At 73.8% G+C, this 16,597-nt stretch carries 16 protein-coding genes and 1 tRNA gene; 14 read left to right on the top strand and 3 right to left on the bottom strand.

The window, feature by feature from the left end; genetic code table 11:
- Window positions 1-11 precede the first annotated feature (11 nt).
- Window positions 12-88 (top strand) — tRNA-Thr (locus tag KSED_RS12145).
- Window positions 89-274: 186 nt separating this feature from the next.
- Here the strand turns inward: KSED_RS12145 and KSED_RS12140 are convergent.
- Window positions 275-877 (bottom strand): inorganic diphosphatase, encoded by a 603-nt coding sequence (locus KSED_RS12140; RefSeq protein WP_015780373.1) that lies wholly within the window; start codon window positions 875-877, stop codon window positions 275-277.
- A gap of 74 nt (window positions 878-951) precedes the next feature.
- Here KSED_RS12140 and KSED_RS12135 point away from each other — a divergent pair, with 74 nt between their 5' ends.
- The 8 genes from KSED_RS12135 to KSED_RS12100 all read left to right on the top strand — a co-directional run bounded on the left by KSED_RS12135 (window position 952) and on the right by KSED_RS12100 (window position 9,619).
- A complete protein-coding gene (locus KSED_RS12135; protein WP_015780372.1) occupies window positions 952-2,562 on the top strand; it encodes a D-alanyl-D-alanine carboxypeptidase/D-alanyl-D-alanine-endopeptidase in 1,611 nt (536 codons plus the stop codon).
- A gap of 46 nt (window positions 2,563-2,608) precedes the next feature.
- Window positions 2,609-3,673, top strand: coding sequence for a tRNA lysidine(34) synthetase TilS (gene tilS, locus KSED_RS12130; protein ID WP_041291692.1), 1,065 nt, complete (start codon window positions 2,609-2,611; stop codon window positions 3,671-3,673).
- A 35-nt stretch (window positions 3,674-3,708) separates the two neighbouring features.
- Window positions 3,709-4,260 carry a hypoxanthine phosphoribosyltransferase gene (gene hpt, locus KSED_RS12125; RefSeq protein ID WP_015780370.1) on the top strand — a complete coding sequence of 184 codons (552 nt, stop codon included), beginning with the start codon at window positions 3,709-3,711 and terminating at the stop codon, window positions 4,258-4,260.
- 153 nt (window positions 4,261-4,413) lie between these two features.
- On the top strand, window positions 4,414-6,516 hold the full coding sequence (gene ftsH / locus KSED_RS12120) for an ATP-dependent zinc metalloprotease FtsH (RefSeq protein ID WP_081439875.1): 2,103 nt from the start codon (window positions 4,414-4,416) through the stop codon (window positions 6,514-6,516).
- Window positions 6,516-7,073 (top strand): GTP cyclohydrolase I FolE, encoded by a 558-nt coding sequence (gene folE, locus KSED_RS12115; protein WP_041291690.1) that lies wholly within the window; start codon window positions 6,516-6,518, stop codon window positions 7,071-7,073. Before ftsH ends, folE begins: the two co-directional genes overlap by 1 nt.
- Before the next feature lie 8 nt (window positions 7,074-7,081).
- Window positions 7,082-8,026: a dihydropteroate synthase gene (gene folP / locus KSED_RS12110; protein ID WP_015780367.1), complete on the top strand. Its 945-nt coding sequence runs from the start codon at window positions 7,082-7,084 to the stop codon at window positions 8,024-8,026.
- A 1-nt stretch (window position 8,027) separates the two neighbouring features.
- Window positions 8,028-8,939 carry a 2-amino-4-hydroxy-6-hydroxymethyldihydropteridine diphosphokinase gene (folK, locus tag KSED_RS12105; RefSeq protein ID WP_041290960.1) on the top strand — a complete coding sequence of 304 codons (912 nt, stop codon included), beginning with the start codon at window positions 8,028-8,030 and terminating at the stop codon, window positions 8,937-8,939.
- Window positions 8,936-9,619 (top strand): DUF3180 family protein, encoded by a 684-nt coding sequence (locus KSED_RS12100; RefSeq protein ID WP_015780365.1) that lies wholly within the window; start codon window positions 8,936-8,938, stop codon window positions 9,617-9,619. Before folK ends, KSED_RS12100 begins: the two co-directional genes overlap by 4 nt.
- 4 nt (window positions 9,620-9,623) lie before the next feature.
- Here KSED_RS12100 and KSED_RS12095 read toward each other — a convergent pair whose 3' ends face one another.
- Complete coding sequence (locus KSED_RS12095) at window positions 9,624-10,694, bottom strand: EamA family transporter (RefSeq protein ID WP_015780364.1); 1,071 nt, start codon at window positions 10,692-10,694, stop codon at window positions 9,624-9,626.
- 192 nt (window positions 10,695-10,886) lie between these two features.
- Here KSED_RS12095 and KSED_RS12090 point away from each other — a divergent pair, with 192 nt between their 5' ends.
- Complete coding sequence (locus tag KSED_RS12090) at window positions 10,887-11,432, top strand: CGNR zinc finger domain-containing protein (protein ID WP_015780363.1); 546 nt, start codon at window positions 10,887-10,889, stop codon at window positions 11,430-11,432.
- A 21-nt stretch (window positions 11,433-11,453) separates the two neighbouring features.
- Here the strand turns inward: KSED_RS12090 and KSED_RS12085 are convergent, their stop codons facing one another.
- Entirely contained in the window at window positions 11,454-12,221 is a 768-nt protein-coding gene (locus KSED_RS12085; protein ID WP_015780362.1) for an NUDIX domain-containing protein, read from the bottom strand.
- Window positions 12,222-12,438: 217 nt separating this feature from the next.
- On the opposite strand from KSED_RS12085, the gene KSED_RS12080 reads away from it, so the two are divergent.
- The 4 genes from KSED_RS12080 (at window position 12,439) to KSED_RS12065 (ending at window position 16,585) form a co-directional block, all read left to right on the top strand.
- Entirely contained in the window at window positions 12,439-13,272 is an 834-nt protein-coding gene (locus tag KSED_RS12080) for an SGNH/GDSL hydrolase family protein (RefSeq protein ID WP_041290959.1), read from the top strand.
- Window positions 13,273-13,420: 148 nt separating this feature from the next.
- The gene (locus KSED_RS12075) at window positions 13,421-14,347 is read left to right on the top strand and encodes a Rossmann-like and DUF2520 domain-containing protein (protein ID WP_015780360.1); all 927 of its coding nucleotides are present in this window, start codon (window positions 13,421-13,423) and stop codon (window positions 14,345-14,347) included.
- 118 nt (window positions 14,348-14,465) lie between these two features.
- Window positions 14,466-16,076 carry an AlkA N-terminal domain-containing protein gene (locus KSED_RS12070; protein ID WP_015780359.1) on the top strand — a complete coding sequence of 537 codons (1,611 nt, stop codon included), beginning with the start codon at window positions 14,466-14,468 and terminating at the stop codon, window positions 16,074-16,076.
- Window positions 16,073-16,585, top strand: a complete 513-nt coding sequence (locus KSED_RS12065; RefSeq protein ID WP_015780358.1) for a methylated-DNA--[protein]-cysteine S-methyltransferase — start codon at window positions 16,073-16,075, stop codon at window positions 16,583-16,585. Before KSED_RS12070 ends, KSED_RS12065 begins: the two co-directional genes overlap by 4 nt.
- Window positions 16,586-16,597 lie beyond the last annotated feature (12 nt).

The following is a 16,597-nucleotide window of genomic DNA, read 5'->3' as shown; positions in this document are numbered from 1 at the left end:
TGCTGGTGCATGCCGCCTTAGCTCAGTCGGCCAGAGCGGCTCACTCGTAATGAGCAGGTCATCGGTTCGATTCCGATAGGCGGCTCCAGCATCTCGAAGGCCCTCACTCCGGTGGGGGCCTTCGTCGTGCCCGGGCATGGCACGCTCGGCCCCACGCGTCCGCGTTCGCTGCGCTGTCGCTGTCGCGGCCCCCGCGCGCCCGGCCCGACCACGACGGAGGGCGGGCGCGACCGCGTCGGTCACACCCGCCCTCGCGCCGGGGTAGCTGGTCGGCTCAGGCCTCGGGCTTGTCGGCCTGCGAGTCCTCCTCGCCGCTGCCCTCGGAGCGGTCGATGGAGCGCGCGGTGTCGTCGGCCTCGTGGCCCGGCAGCGGCCAGCGGGCGGTGGTCACACCGTTCTCCTTGGCGCGGTCCCAGGCCTCGGTGATGATCTTCTCGGCGGCCGCACGGTCACCCCAGTGCGAGCCCTCCTCGACGTACTTGCCCGGCTCCAGGGCCTTGTAGACCTCGAAGAAGTGGCGGATCTCGTCGAGCGTGAACTGCGAGATGTCCGTCGAGTCGGTGATGTGGTCGCGGCGCGGGTCGCCCGCGGCCACGCACAACACCTTGTCGTCGCCACCGGCGTCGTCGACCATGTGGAACACGCCCACCGGGCGCACACGGACGATGCAGCCGGGGAAGGTCGGCTCGTCCAGCAGCACCAGGGCGTCCAGCGGGTCGCCGTCCTCACCGAGGGTGTCCTCGATGTAGCCGTAGTCCGCCGGGTAGCGCATGGCGGTGAAGAGCAGGCGGTCCAGGCGGATCCGGCCGGTCTCGTGGTCGATCTCGTACTTGTTGCGGTTGCCGGCGGGGATCTCGACGGTCATGTCGAACTCCATGGGGCCTCCTTCGTAGGGCGTCTAGGCTGGGGGCCAGTCTGTCGCATTCCGCGCGCGTGTCCGAAAGGTGCCCGGTGAAGTCCTCCGCTCGCAACACCCTCATCGCCTCCACGACGGTGGTCGCCCTGCTGGGCGCCTACGTCACGGCCGACGTCTACGACAAGGTCCCGGGCGTGCTCACCAACGCCCCCGCCCCCGAGGCCGCGCAGAATGGGGAGGGTGACGAGGGCGAGGTCGACCTCCTCGACGACGTGGCCGGAGCGCGTCCCAGCGAGGCCGCGACCGCGCCCGAGGAGCCGCCGGCGGTGCTGCACCGCAACCTGCAGCCCGGGGCCGCCAGCAAGGTGGTGGACGGTCCCGTCGAGGCCGAGGCGGCCCAGCAGATCACCGACGACCTGCCGGAGCGCGAGCACCTGCTCGGTCACCTGCAGCACTCCGACCAGGCGCCCGCGCAGGAGGCCGTGAAGAAGGCCCTCGGCGACACCCTGCAGGACGAGACCCTCGGCTTCCTCTCCCTGGACGTCCGCGACGCGGCCACCGGCGAGGTGCTGCTCCAGCAGAACGCCGAGCGCCCCAACCACCTGGCCTCCATGACCAAGCTGGTGTCCACCGCTGCCGTCGTGCAGTCCGGCTGGGACCTCAACCAGCGCCTGGAGACGAAGGTGCTGCTGGACGAGGGCAACAACATCGTCGTCGTCGCCGGCGGCGACACGATGCTGTCGCGCGGCATGGGTGACCCGCTGTCCGTGTCCGGCCGCGCCGGCTTGAAGGACCTCGCCAAGCAGGTGGCGGCCGCCATCGAGGCCAAGCGGGAGGCCGGTGAGGACCTGCCGGAGGAGTTCCGGGTGGCCTTGGACGACTCGCAGGCCGGGCCGATGTACTCCGACGACTGGTCCCAGGTGGCGCTGAACGAGGGATGGACCGGCAAGGTCACCATGCTGCAGCTCTTCGACGACCGCGCCCGCCACCTGCACCCGACCCCGGTGGACCCGGCCATCAGCGCCGCCGGCACCTTCGCGGGCCTGCTCCACGAGGAGGGTGTGCCGGTGCAGAAGTCCGTCCCGCGCACCAAGGGGAAGTCCGAGGGCGAGCAGCTCGGGGTCGTGCGGTCCGCCCCGGTGCGCGACCAGCTCATCCACGCCCTCCAGGTCAGCGACAACGCCCGGGTGGAGACCATCACCCGCCAGGCGGCGCTGGGCACGGGGGGCATCGAGGTGAAGAACTCGGCCCCGTCGGACGTCGGCCAGTGGGTGGTGGAGCAGACCAAGGCCCGCGGCATCGACAACGCCGGGCACAAGCAGTTCGACGCCGCCGGGCTGACGAGCAAGAACGAGATCCCGGCACAGGTGCTGGGCGAGATACTGCAGCAGGGCGCCTCCGGTGAGGACCCCGAGTACCACCGCATCCTGGCGAACCTGTCCATGGCCGGTCTCTACGGCACGCTGCAGCCGCGCTTCTACGGCGACGGCCGCGAGGAGGCCCGCGGGTTCGTGCGCGGCAAGACCGGCACCCTTCCGATGGCCAGCGGCATGGCGGGCACCACCGTCACCCAGGACGGGCGCCTGCTCACCTTCGTGATCAGCAGCGACGACTTCGAGCGCGCGACGCAGCCGATGATCGCCCGCAAGGCCCACGACGCCGTGGTGGCGGCGCTGCAGAAGTGCGAGTGCAACCCCAGCGCCTGACCGGCCCCCGCCGCCGCTCCCGTCGTACCCGCCGGGGGCGGTGACCGTGCCCGGGCCGCCGGCCGCCGTCGCCGAGATCCGCCGCGCGGTGCGTCAACCCCTGTCCGATGCGGTGAGCGCCGGCCGCGCGGTGCTCCTCGCCTGCAGTGGGGGCGCGGACTCGGTGGCGATGGTGGCCGCGGTCGCCTTCGAGGCTGACCGCCTGCGACGTGGTGGCGCCTCCCCGGTGGTCGCGGCGGGGGTCGTGGACCACGGGCTCCAGGCCGGCAGCGAGCAGGTGGCCGCCGGTGCGGTCGCGCGCTGCCGGGCCCTCGGCATCGAGCAGGTGTGGTCGGAGCGGGTCGAGGTGACCCGCACCGGGGAGGGGCCCGAGGCGGAGGCACGCCGCGCCCGCCACGCCGCGCTGGAGCGCTGGGCGACAGCGCTGGCCGGGGGACCCACAGGGGGCGTGGGCACCGAGACCTGGCTCGCCCACACCCGCGACGACCAGGCCGAGCAGGTGCTGCTGGGGCTGCTGCGCGGGGCCGGGACGCGCTCGCTGGCGGGCATGGCCCCCGGGCGGGGTGACCTGGTGCGCCCCTTCCTGGCGGTGTCGGCGGCCACGACCCGCCGGGCCTGCCGTGACCTGGGGCTGCCGGTGCACCACGACCCGCACAACGACGATCCCCGCTTCACCCGGGTGCGGGCGCGCCGGGTGCTGGCGCACCTGTCGGCCGAGCTCGGTGAGGACCTGGCCCCGGCGCTCGCGCGGACCGCTGAGCACGCCCGGGCCGACGCGGACCTGCTGGACGCGCTGGCCGCGGCCCGCGCCGAGGGGCTGGCGGTGGAGCAGGACGGGGCGGTCCGGGTGGCCGAGCTCGCCGCCATCGAGGACGCGTTGCGCCGCCGTGTGTGGCGCCTCCTGGCGCGGCGTGCCGCCGAGCCCGGCACTCCGGACCCCACCTCCGTGCACCTGAGGGAACTGGACCGGTTGGTGACCGACTGGCGGGGCCAGGGGCCGGTCGACCTGCCCGGCGGTGGGCGGTGGGCCCGGTGGCGGGGGGTGGGCGGCGACCCGGTGGTCGGCCCCATCGGCAAGAATGGGGCTCCCCCCGCATCGGCGGAGGACTGACGACACCCCACCCACCCGCACCGTTGGAGGACCGCGTGGACGCTGAGCACATGGAGGACGCCCTCGAGAAGGTGCTGCTGACCGAGGAGCAGATCCTCGCCGGCCTGCAGGAGATGGCCGACCAGATCGCGATCGACTACCGGGGCAAGGACCTGCTGATGGTCGGCGTGCTCAAGGGCGCGGTCATGGTGGTCTCGGACCTGATGCGGGCCATGCCCTACAGCGTGCCGATGGACTGGATGGCGATCAGCTCCTACGGCTCGGGCACCAAGTCCAGCGGCGTGGTGCGCATCCTCAAGGACCTCGACGCCGACATCACCGACCGCCACGTGCTGGTGGTGGAGGACGTCATCGACTCCGGGCTGACGCTCAGCTGGATCCTGGAGAACCTGGCCTCCCGCGGCGCCGCCTCGGTGGAGGTGGCCACCCTCCTGCGCAAGCCGGACGCGATGAAGGTCGACATCGGGGCGCGCTACGTCGGCTTCGACATCCCCAACGACTTCGTGGTGGGCTACGGCCTGGACTACGACGAGCAGTACCGCAACCTGCGCTGCGTGGGCCTGCTGGCCCCCCACATGTACCAGTGACCGACCGGTGAGCCGGGGCGGGGTCCACCCGCGGACAGACCGCGGTCCGGTGGGGCGCTGTGGAAGACTGGGGCGCCCTCGCGCGTTGGTGCGAGCATCACACGTCAGCAGGACGTCGGCAGGACGAGACGCGGGGTCGCTCCCCGCACGAGGATGGCAATGAAGAAGATGTGGCGTAGGCCGATGTTCTGGATCTTCCTGATCATCGGTGCGGCTCTGATCTGGTTCGGGCTCAGCGGCGACGACGGTTTCGAACGGGTGGACACCTCCGCCGCGCTGGAGCAGATCGAGGCCGACAAGGTGGAGTCGGCCAAGGTGACGCCCGACCGCGTGGACCTGACCCTCAAGGAGGGCCAGGAGTACAGCGGTGGGGACGTCGAGAACGCGCGCCAGATCCAGGCCTTCTACGTGGACGCCCGCGGGGAGGACGTCGTCGCGGCGTTGAACGAGCACAAGCCGGAGAAGGGCTTCACGGACGACCCGGAGAAGACCAACTGGTTCGTCGGGCTGCTGATGACCCTGCTGCCCTTCATCCTGCTGGTCGCGCTGTTCCTGCTGATCCTTCCGCAGATGGGTGGCGGCTCGCGGATCATGCAGTTCGGCAAGTCCAAGGCCAAGCTGGCCAACAAGGACATGCCGCAGGTGACCTTCAGCGACGTCGCCGGTGCCGACGAGGTGGTCGAGGAGCTCGAGGAGATCAAGGAGTTCCTCACCGAGCCCACGAAGTTCCAGCAGGTCGGCGCCAAGGTGCCCAAGGGTGTGCTGCTGTACGGCCCCCCCGGTACCGGTAAGACGCTGCTGGCACGCGCTGTGGCCGGTGAGGCGGGCGTGCCCTTCTACTCCATCTCGGGCTCCGACTTCGTCGAGATGTTCGTGGGTGTGGGTGCCTCCCGTGTGCGCGACCTGTTCGAGCAGGCCAAGGCCAACGCCCCGGCGATCATCTTCATGGACGAGATCGATGCGGTGGGCCGTCACCGTGGCGCCGGCATGGGTGGGGGCCACGACGAGCGCGAGCAGACCCTGAACCAGCTGCTGGTGGAGATGGACGGCTTCGACGGCGCGACGAACGTCATCCTCATCGCCGCGACGAACCGCCCGGACGTGCTGGACCCGGCCCTGCTGCGTCCTGGCCGCTTCGACCGCCAGGTGGCCGTGGAGGCTCCGGACATGAAGGGCCGCCACGACATCCTCAAGGTGCACGCGCGCGGCAAGCCGATGGCCTCCGACGTGGACCTGCTGGCCGTCGCCCGTCGTACCCCCGGCATGAGCGGTGCGGACCTGGCGAACGTGCTGAACGAGGCCGCGCTGCTGACGGCGCGCTCCAACGCGCAGCTGATCGACAGCCGGGCGTTGGACGAGGCGATCGACCGCGTCATGGCGGGCCCGCAGAAGCGCACCCGCGTGATGAACGAGAAGGAGCGCAAGGTCACCGCGTACCACGAGGGCGGTCACGCCCTGGTGGCCGCGGCGATGAACCACACCGCCCCGGTCAGCAAGATCACCATCCTGCCGCGCGGCCGCGCGCTGGGCTACACGATGGTGATGCCGCTGGACGACAAGTACTCCACCACCCGCAACGAGTTGCTCGACCAGCTGGCCTACGCCCTGGGCGGGCGCGTGGCGGAGGAGATCATCTACCACGACCCCTCGACGGGTGCCTCGAACGACATCGAGAAGGCCACCGACATCGCGCGGAAGATGGTCACGCAGTTCGGCATGAGCGACAAGGTCGGTGCCGTGAAGCTGGGTGACTCCGGCGGCGAGCCGTTCATGGGCCGCGACATGGGCCACGGGCGCGAGTACTCCGAGCGGCTGGCCAGCGTGGTGGACGAGGAGGTCCGCCAGCTGATCGAGGCCGCGCACGACGAGGCCTGGGCCGCGCTGAACGAGAACCGCGAGCTGCTGGACAACCTGGTGCTGGAGCTGCTGGAGAAGGAGACGCTGAACGCCGAGCGGTTGGCCGAGATCTTTGCGCCGATCCGCAAGCGTCCGGTGCGCGCCACCTGGCTCTCCAGCGAGGGGCGTCCGGTCTCGCAGCAGCCCCCCATCCTGACCGAGGCGGAGAAGGCCGCGGTGGCCCGGGGCGACATCTCCGGCCCGCTGGACCAGCTGCCGGTGGACGAGCGTCCGGTCTCCCCGAGCCACGGTGCCGGAGAGCCGGGCAGCACCGCCGGTCCGGGTGAGGACCACGGCCAGCCGCCGTCGCCGGGCTCCAGCCCGAGCGGGTGGGGGCCGGCGGGTTCGCGGGACGACTGATGGACCACGCGCGGGCCGAGGCCGCCGTCCGGGAGCTGCTGCTGGCGGTGGGTGAGGACCCGGACCGCGACGGCCTGGTGGACACCCCGGCGCGGGTGGCCCGGTCGTACGCCGAGCTCACCTCCGGCCTGGACCAGGACCCGAGCGAGATCCTGGGCACCACCTTCGCCATCGACCACGACGAGATGGTGATGGTGCGCGACATCGAGATGCACTCGCTGTGCGAGCACCACCTGCTGCCCTTCCACGGGGTGGCGCACGTGGGCTACACGCCGCAGGACGGCCGGGTGGTGGGCCTGTCCAAGCTCGCCCGGCTGGTGGAGATGTACGCCCGCCGTCCGCAGGTGCAGGAGCGGTTGACCACTCAGGTGGCCAACGCGCTGGTGGACCACCTGCGCCCCGGTGGAGTGATCGTGGTCGTCGAGGCCGAGCACCTGTGCATGACGATGCGGGGGGTCCGCAAGCCCGGTGCCCGCACGGTGACCTCCGCGGTGCGCGGTCAGTTCACCGACCAGGCCACCCGCGCCGAGGCCCTGAGCCTGCTCCGGAACGGCTGAGCCGGGCCATGGTCGGCACCCGGACTCAGCCCTCACCGTCGCCCCGCCCGAGCGCCGCGGGGCTGCCGGTGGACCCCGACGGGCTGCCGCTGGTGATGGGGATCGTCAACGTCACGCCGGACTCGTTCAGCGACGGGGGCCGCTGGGCCGAGCGGGATGCGGCCGTCGCCCACGCCCGGGAGCTCGTCGCGGCCGGGGCCCACCTGCTCGACGTGGGCGGGGAGTCCACGCGGCCGGGGAGCGACCGGGTGCCCGAGGACGAGGAGCTGCGCCGCGTGGTGCCGGTGGTGCACGCCCTCGCCGAGCAGGGGTGGTGCGTCTCGGTGGACACGATGCGGGCGAGCGTTGCCGCCGCGTCGATCGAGGCCGGGGCCTCCCTCATCAACGACGTCTCCGGCGGTCAGGCCGACCCGGACATGTTCCGGGTGGTGGCCGAGGCGCAGGTCCCGTACGTGCTCATGCACTGGCGGGGGCACTCGCAGGACATGTACGGCGGCGCCCGTTACGACGACCTGACCGGCGAGGTACTGGACGAGCTGGCACGCCAGCTGGACCGCGCCGTCGCGGCGGGGGTGCGGGCGCAGGACGTGGTGCTGGACCCGGGGTTCGGGTTCGCCAAGACCGCCGCACACAACTGGCGCCTGCTCGGTGAGATCGAGCGCTTCGTCGGCGGGGCGACGGGGCTCGGGTGCGCCTCCCTCATCGGCGTCTCGCGGAAGGGCTTCCTGGGGCAGGTGCGGGAGGGCTCCGCCGCGCAGGGCGGCCAGCCGCTGCCCCCGGTCGGTCGTGACCTGGCCACGGCCGCCACCTCGGTGCTGAGCGCTCAGGCCGGCGCGTGGTCGGTCCGCGTGCACGACGTGCAGGGGACGGTGGACGCACTGGGAGTGCTGCGCCTCGCCGGACGGGCCGCAACCCCGGACACGTCCGCCGCGACCCCGGGCGGGGGTGCCTGAGATGGCTCGTGATGTGCCCGGACCGGTGATCCGGCTGGCCGGCGTGCGTGCCCACGGGCACCACGGTGTGTTCGAGCACGAGCGCCGCGACGGCCAGGAGTTCGTGGTCGACCTCGTCGCGCACCTCCCGGTGGGGGCCGGGGGTGGCGACGAGATCTCGGCCACCCTGCACTACGGCGAGGCCGCCGAGGCGCTCGTGGAGGTCCTGGCCGGTGAGCCGGTGGACCTGCTGGAGACCCTCGTTGAACGCCTCCTCGATGCGGTGGAGCAGCTCCCCGGCGGGCGGGCCTGCCCCCGCCTGGAGGTCACCGTCCACAAGCCGCAGGCGCCGATCACCGTGCCCTTCGCCGACGTCTCGGTGACCGGGGTGCGCGACCAGCGGGTGCCCGCCGTGGTCGCCCTGGGGGCGAACCTCGGCGACGCCACGGGCACGCTCGCGTCCGCCGTCGGCGAGCTGGCCGAGCTCCCCGGGGTGGAGCTGGTCGGCCTGTCGCCCCTGGTGGAGAGCGACCCCGTCGGCGGGGTGGAGCAGCCGGTGTACCTGAACGCCGTGGCGCGGGTGGAGACCACCTTGGCCGCCGCCGACCTGCTGGCCGCCCTGCACCGCATCGAGGCCCGTCACGGGCGCACCCGCGAGGTCCGGTGGGGGGCGCGCACGCTGGACCTCGACCTCATCCAGCACGGCGACCCGCGGGCCGGTACCGAGGTGCGGTGCGTCCCGGAGGGAGTCGGTCTGCACCTGCCGCACCCGCGGGCTTCCGAGCGCGCCTTCGTGCTGGGCCCCTGGCTGGCCGTGGACCCCGTTGCGGAGCTCGACGGGCGCCCGGTCTCCCAGTGGCTCGCCGAGCTCGACCAGGACGGGGTGCGGTCCGGCCCGCCCTGGCCGGCACTGACCCGAGGAGGACGAGCATGAGCCGCGACGCGCAGTTCCCCGACGACGTCGACGGGGCTGACGGCACCCGCCGCGACGACCGCGCCAGCCGTTCCCCGCGGTCCGGCCCGCCCGATGGGGGTGACCCCCGGCGCGGCGGCCCCGGTACCCGACCGGGGCAGCTCCTGCTGACCTTTCTGGCCGCCGGGGTGGTCGGGTGGGCGCTGGCCAGCTGGTGGCTGGGGCAGGGCAACGCCGTCCCCGTGCGGGCGGTGCTGGGCATGGTGCTCGACGTGGTCTTCAGCCTCGTGCTGCTGGGCGCGGCCCTGTGGGTGTGGCGGACCTCCCGGGCCCGCGGCCGGGGGCCGAACCCGCGGGAGGAGCGCATCCGGCATCGCGCGCCGTCGCCGCAGACGGCGCGGATCATCGTGGTGGCGGCCATCGCGGCCGCCTGGGCCGGGGCGGCGCTCGCCGGGGCCTTCTCGGGGTTGTTCGTGGCCGGCCTGCCCAACGCCGACGTGCCCAGCGTGCGCGAGGACCTCCTGCGCACCGGCCTCCAGGTGGGCACCTTCGGGCTGCTGGCGATCGTCGGCCAGGTCAGCCAGTGGCTCTGCCGGGTGCCGCCCGAGGACGGGGAGGACGGTGGCGAGGGCGGGAGCCGTCAGCCGTCCCCGGGGCGGTCGACGCCGGCGCTCGGGCGCACGAGCACCGAACGGGCCTGACGCGTCAGGCGGTCCGCGCGGGCTCCGGCTGGGAGGCGTCGTGTGCGGCCGTCTCGCGCTCGGCACGGCGTGCGGCGGTCCGTAGCTCCCGTGCCTCCTGGGCCCTCACCAGCACGATGCCGCCGAGCACCACGGCGCCGCCGACCAGCTGCACCGGCCCCAGGTGCTGCCCGAGGAGCAACCACCCGAACAGGGCGGTGAAGAGCACCTCGGTGAGCCCCACGAAGGAGGCGACCGTGGCGCCGAGCCGGCGGGTGGCCATGGTGCCGGCGCCGTAGGCCAGCCCGGCGGAGACCAGCCCGAGCAGTGCGACGCCCACCCACCAGGGCACCTCCAGCGATCCGATGGTGGAGGGCGCCGTGGAGGTGGAGAGCGAGAGCATGCCGAACAGGCCGGCCACCAGGAGCGTCAGGCCACCGACGAACATGCCCAGGCCGGCGACGGCGACGGCGGGCAGGTCCTTGTCCACCGAGCTGCCGACGAGGAAGTAGGTGGCCAGGCCGACGGCGGCGGCCAGGCCCCACAGGACGCCGATGGGGTCCAGGCCCGTGCTGTTCAGGTCGAGCACCAGCACCAGGCCCCCGACAGCCACGCCCATGCCGGCGAGGGTGAGGGGTGCGGGCGCGCGTCCGGTGCGCGCCCACATCACCAGGACGACCAGCACGACGCCCATGTACTCGAGCAGCAGCGCGACGGCGGCGGGGATGCGGGTGACGGCCTGGAAGTAGCAGAGCTGGGCCCCCGCGACGGCCAGTACGCCGTAGGCCAGCACCGGCCACCGCTGCTGGGCCACGAGGTGCCACTTGCCGCGCAGCAGGAGCAGCGTCGCGGGGGCCAGGAGAAGGGAACCGAAGAGCACCCGGCCGCTGGTGACGGCGGCGGGGGACCACCCGGCATCCATGAGCGGCTTGCCGAGCGGTCCGGCGAGGCCGAATGCCATGGCCGAGATGATCGCCAGGGCCAGGCCGCCCCCGTTGCCCGGGGAGGTCGAGAGGCCACGGCGGGCGAAGCGGGCGCGGGTGCGGCGCAGGGCCCCCATGGTGGGGGAGACGGCGTTCGTGGTGGTGGTGGCCATGGAGATCCCTCCTCGGAGTGTGGCCGCCGCGGGGGGCGGGGTGGTGCGGTGGCTCTGGGGTGCTGCGGGGCGCGGGTGGCGCGCGGGGCAGGCGCCTGTGCGGGGTCTCCCCGCATCAGGAGCAAGACGGCGCGTAGAACATGACGGTGTGTGTGGCCGTGAGGCTACGGTGCGCTAGGCTCATGGGTCAACATGGCTTTTACTCATGACACGGACGACGCCCTCCAGTCCGCCGCGGCGCTGGTGAACACCGCTGCCCGCCCGGGGGAGCCCGACGGGCTGGCCGATGCGGCCGACCTGCGCGCCTTCGAGCAGGAGTGGCAGTGGACCGGCCGCTTCGACGGCACCCCCGAGGAGCTCGCCGACGTGCACGCGCTGCGCGAACGGCTGCGGATCTTCTGGTCTGCCACGCCCGATGAGGCCGCCGTCCTGGTCAACGACCTGCTGCGGGAGCACCGGGCGTTGCCCCAGCTGGTCCGCCACGACGACTACGGCTGGCACTTCCACGCCGTCCCGCCGGACGCGGCCCTGGCGGCCCGCATGGCGGTGGAGGCGGCGATGGCGCTCGCGGACGTGCTGCGGGCCGGTGAGTGGGACCGGTTGGCCACCTGTGGTGCCCAGGGCTGCGAGGGGGTGCTCGTGGACCTGACGCGCAACCGGTCGCGTCGCTTCTGTGGCACCACCTGCGGCAACCGGGAGGCCGCGGCGCGGTACCGGGAGCGGCTCCGCGAGGGGTGAGTCACCCCATCAAGAAGGGGGTCAGGGGAGGTCCGGCTCGCCGCCGGACAGGTACGTCGTCGAGCGGCGCGTGGTCGTCCCGCCCCACACCTGCGCCAGGTGGCGGGCCACGTACGGCGCGGCGTGCGCGGCCACCTCGTCGGGCGTGCACCAGTGCAGGGCGGCGATCTCCGAGGGCTGCAGGGTCGCCTGCTCGATGAGGTCCGGGTGCTCGCCGAGATCGAACACGCACAGCAGGGCATCGGACCAGCCGCGATAGGGCGGCAGCCAGTTCACGCTGAGCAGGCCGCGGGGGGCGAGGGTAATGCCCAGCTCCTCCTGCACCTCGCGGACCACAGTCTGCAAGGGCCCCTCATCGGGGTCGACCACGCCGCCGGGCAGGTCCCACTCGGGCTTGTAGGTGAGCTCGCAGAGCAGCACCCGCCCCTGGCCGTCGGTGATCACCCCTTGCGCGATCACGCGCTTGACCGGCAGGGAGCTGTCCAGCACGCCCAGGCGCCCCTCGCGTGAGAGGCGTGGCGGGTCGGTGGCCACGCGGGAGGCGAGGAGGCGGTCGCCCTGCGGGGAGTCACCCACGAAGGCGCGCAGTGTGCCCTCGGTGCGCAGCCCGGCGCGCATGGTCAGGCGGCGGAGGTCCCGGCGGGAGGGGTCCAGGAGCACCTCCACCCGGCGTGCGCCTGCGGCCAGCTCGGCGTCGACGGCCTCGATGAGCACGGACGGCTCGACCGGGCTCTCCAGCTCCGTGCGCCGGACCCCGTCGTGGGGCGACTGCCAGTCCCAGGTGATCACCCCCTGAGGGTTCCACACGGGCCGACTGGGTGCGGGACCTGCAGTGCCTGTCGTGTCGTGGGCACACCCGCGAGACCAAGCGTTGCTGGGACGCGGTCGTGGCCGCCGACGGCACCGTGCAGTGGACCATCCGTCCGGGCCAGACCCACACCACCACCCCCCAGGACTACCGCAACCCCTGGCACCCCCGCCCCCGGAGCCGGCATACGCTCGGGGTATGCAGAACTCCTCACGGCGGACGCGGACCGTCGCAGTGGTCGCAGTGGCACTGCTGGCCACGGCTGCCCTGGTGCTGTGGAACCAGCGCGACGCCGACGAGCCGGAGGACATCCCTCGCACGACCTCCGGCACGGAGGTCGACGCGGCCACCCGTGCCAGCGAGAGCTCGCACGCCGCAGCGACCGGGACCGCCGGGGAGGTGGCCCACGAGTTGACCGAGCGGGCGGGCGCCGACGACGTGACGCTGCTGGTGGTCGGCGACTCCACCGGCGACGAGCGCACGGAGTGGGTGGCCCTGTGGGCCGCCCGGATGGCCGGTGAGGGTGCGGAGGTCACCTACCGCGACTGGGTGCCCGGCGAGGAGCGGTGGACCGACGACCCCCTCACCCTCGGGGACGGCGACCGCCACGTCACGATCGTGAACGCCTCACAGGCCGGTGCGCGCCCCGCCTACCCCCTCGCGCGCCGGTTGCTGCCCGATGCGGCCGACCTCGTCCTGGTGAGCTTCGGCCACAACGGCACTCGTGAGCAGGAGGTCGCCGAGATGCGGCAGCTCCTGGACCGTCTGGCGCAGGACTACCCGGACGCGCCGGTGGGGGTCATCGCACAGAACCCCGCCCTGGGTGGTTCGGTGGAGCACTCGCGCGCCAACCGGGAGGCCGTCGAGCAGGTGGCCCGCGCCCGGGACCTCCCCGTCATCGACGTCCACGGGGCGTTCGTCGACCACGGCGACGTGGAGTCGCTGCTGGTGGACGACCTCCACCCCTCCGATGCGGGTTCCCGCCTGTGGGCCGAGACCGTCCACCGGTTCCTGACCACCCCGCGCCCCTGATGCCTGCGCGCCCCTGACGTCTCCGCAACCGCGGCCCCCCTACCCTCCGCGCCCGTCGGCCCCCGCCTGTGCCGCGCCACCTCCGCACACCCCCAGCCCGCCCGATGCGGGGCGCTCGCCCTCTCCCGCGCCGCGTAAGGTTCCCGCCATGTTCGGCGACTCCGAGTTCCCCGCCCCGCGGCTCCGCATCGGCATCATCGGTGCGGGGCGCGTGGGTGCTGTTCTCGGGGCCGCCTGGGAGCGCTCGGGCCACCGCGTGGTCGCGCACTCGGTGGGCGATGCCGGCGCGGAGCGGGCCGCCGCCCTGCTCCCGCGCAGCATCCGGCGTTCGCCGGAGGAGGTGCCCCGCGAGGCCGACCTGGTGCTGGTCGCGATCCCCGGTCAGGACGCCGGCCGGCTCGTGGCCGGCCTCACCGCGGCCGGGGTCTGGCGGCAGGGCCAGCTGTTGGTGCACACCGTCCCCGGGGTGGGCGTCGAGCTCTTCGGCCCCGTCCTCGCAGCGGGGGTGCCGGTGCTGGGGGTCTCGCTCCAGCCCGCGATGGTCTTCAGCGGTGAGCGGCAGGACGTGGAGCGCCTCGCCGACTCCGTGGTCTGCCACCTCTGCCCGGTGGAGGTCGATGCGGTGGCGCAGTCGCTCGTGCTCGAGCTGGGTGCCACCCCGCTGCGGCTGGAGGCCGTGGACCTCCCCCGCCACGACGCGGCCGTCACCGCCGCCACCGAGGGGGTCGCGGCCCTCGTGACCACCGTCCGGCAGGCCCTGGCCGCCGGTGGGGTCGACGACCCCGATGCGGTGGCGGGGCCCCTGCTGCGCGTCTCGCTGGAGGCTGCCCTGGGGAGCGGTGAGGCGCCGACCGGCACGTCCCCCTCGGGCCCGGTGAGCCGGTGGGACACCCCGCGCTGGCGCGCACAGGCTGCGGCCGTCGACGCCGCTGACCCGCTGGCCGAGGTGCTGGTGGCTCTCGAGCGAGCGGCGGCGCGGCATGCGGTGGCGGCCCGCATCGAGACCCCTCCGGCGGCGCGTGAGTTGCTCCGCGAGCTGGGCCTGGAGACCGATGAGGGGACCCACCAGGGCTGAGACCCGGCCCGTGGGCGCCGCCACGCCCGCCATGTGGGTGCCCGCCCCGTCCGCCCCACCCCACCGCGATGTCGCATTCCTGCCAGCGCGACCGCCGCCAGCGGTGCATGCTGGGGGCGTGCACACCGACCACGCCGCCTGTTGCCGCATCGTCGCCAGCCGCGACGCGCGGTTCGACGGCGAGTTCGTGACCGCCGTGCACAGCACCGGCATCTACTGCCGCCCCAGCTGTCCCGCACGCACGCCGCAGCCGCAGAACATGAGCTTCCACCCCACGGCCGCGGCTGCGCAGGCCGCCGGGTTCCGGGCCTGCAAGCGCTGCCGTCCGGACGCCACCCCGGGGTCGGCCCAGTGGGATCTGCGCACGGACACCGCGGCCCGGGCCGTGCGCCTCATCCGCGACGGCCTGGTGGACCGCGAGGGGGTGGACGGTCTGGCCCGCGCGGTGGGCTACTCGCGGCGCCAGGTGGAGCGCCTCCTGCTGGCCGAGGCCGGGGCCACCCCCCTGGCGCTGGCGCGGGCGCAGCGCGCGCACACGGCCCGCCTGCTGCTCGAGACCACCGACCTCCCCCTGACCCAGGTGGCCTTCGCGGCCGGCTTCGGGTCCGTTCGCAGCTTCAACGAGGTGACGCGCCAGGCCTACGCGGCCACGCCCCGCGAGATCCGGGAGCTCCGCGGGCGCCGGCGGGCGGCGGAACGGGCGGGGGCGCACCTCGCATCGGCTGGGGCCGATCCCGCACCGGATGGCGCCGTGCTCACCCTGCCGCTCCGCCTGGCCTTCCGGCGCCCGCTGGAGCCCGAGCAGCTGTTCGGCCACCTCGCGGCAACCGCGGTCCCGGGGGTGGAGACATGGCAGGCCGGCGCCCTGCACCGCACCCTGGACCTCCCGGGCTCACCGGGCGTCGTCTCGGTCCGTCCGCCCGACGCCGCGGCAGCACACCTGGACGTCGTGCTCAGCCTCCTCGACCCCGCCGACCTCACCGCGGCCGTCGCCCGGGTGCGCCACTGGTTGGACCTCGATGCCGACCCCGTGGCCGTCGACGCGGTGCTCGCCGCCGACCCCCACCTCGGCCCCTTGGTCGCGAGCGCACCGGGGCGGCGTGTGCCGCACTGCACCGACGGCCCGGAACAGGCGGTCCGCGTCGTCCTGGGCCAGCAGGTGTCCACCGCCGGGGCGCGCACCGTCACAGGTCGACTGGTGCAGGAGATCGGCACACCGCTCCCGCCCGCCCTGGACGCGGTGGCCGGCCCGCTGGGGCTGACCCACATCTTCCCCCGGCCCGCGACGGTCGCGGCCCGCTGCGCCGCGTCGCTCGCAGGTGCTCCCTACCTGCCGATGCCGCGTGCGCGGGTGCGGGCGGTTCTCGCCCTGTCCGATGCGGTGAGCACCGGCACGCTGGACCTCTCACCCGGGGCCGACCGCGCCGCCGCCCGGGAGGCGCTGGGCCGCCTGGCCGGCATCGGGCCGTGGACCACCGAGATGGTCGCCCTGCGCTGTCTGGGGGACCCGGACGCCTTCCCCGCCACGGACCTCGGGGTGGTGCGGGCGGCCGAACGCCTGGGGACGGGCAGCCTCGGCGGGCGCTCGTCCACAGCCGCGGAGGCCTGGCGCCCCTGGCGGGCCTACGCCGTCCAGTACCTCTGGTCTGCACACGACCACCCCATCAACCACCTGCCGCGGGACGAGGGTGAGACCGCCGCCCCGCACGGACGAGGAGAGAAGACATGACCGACAAGACAGCCACCGACCACCCGCCCCAGCGGTGCCACCGGATACTCCAGACCCCCGTCGGCCAGGTGACGCTGGTGGGCGACGGCCAGGTGCTCGAGGGGCTCTACTGGCCCGACCACACGCCCGCGCCCGACCGCTCCACCTTCGGGCCCTGCGCGCCAGAGGCCTTCACCGATGCGATGACCCAGCTCCAGGAGTACTTCGCCGGCGAGCGCGTCGAGTTCTCCCTGGCCACCCGGGCCGAGGGCACCGACTTCCAGCAGGCCGTCTGGGAGCAGCTCCGCATGATCCCCGCCGGGGAGACCCGCACCTACGGCCAGGTGGCTGCCGCGATCGGCCGGCCGACCGCCGTCCGGGCCGTCGGGGCGGCCAACTCCCGCAACCCGCTGTCGGTGATCGTGCCCTGCCACCGGGTGGTCAGCGCCAGCGGTGCTGCGCACGGTTATGCCGGAAGTGTCGAGACGAAGGAATGGTTGCTCGCCCACGAGCGTCGGCACCGGGCATGACCCGTAAAATGG

The sequence above is a fragment of the Kytococcus sedentarius DSM 20547 genome (assembly GCF_000023925.1).
Classification (GTDB): Bacteria; Actinomycetota; Actinomycetes; order Actinomycetales; family Dermatophilaceae; genus Kytococcus; species Kytococcus sedentarius.
This window is presented reverse-complemented; position numbering and strand designations above follow the sequence as displayed.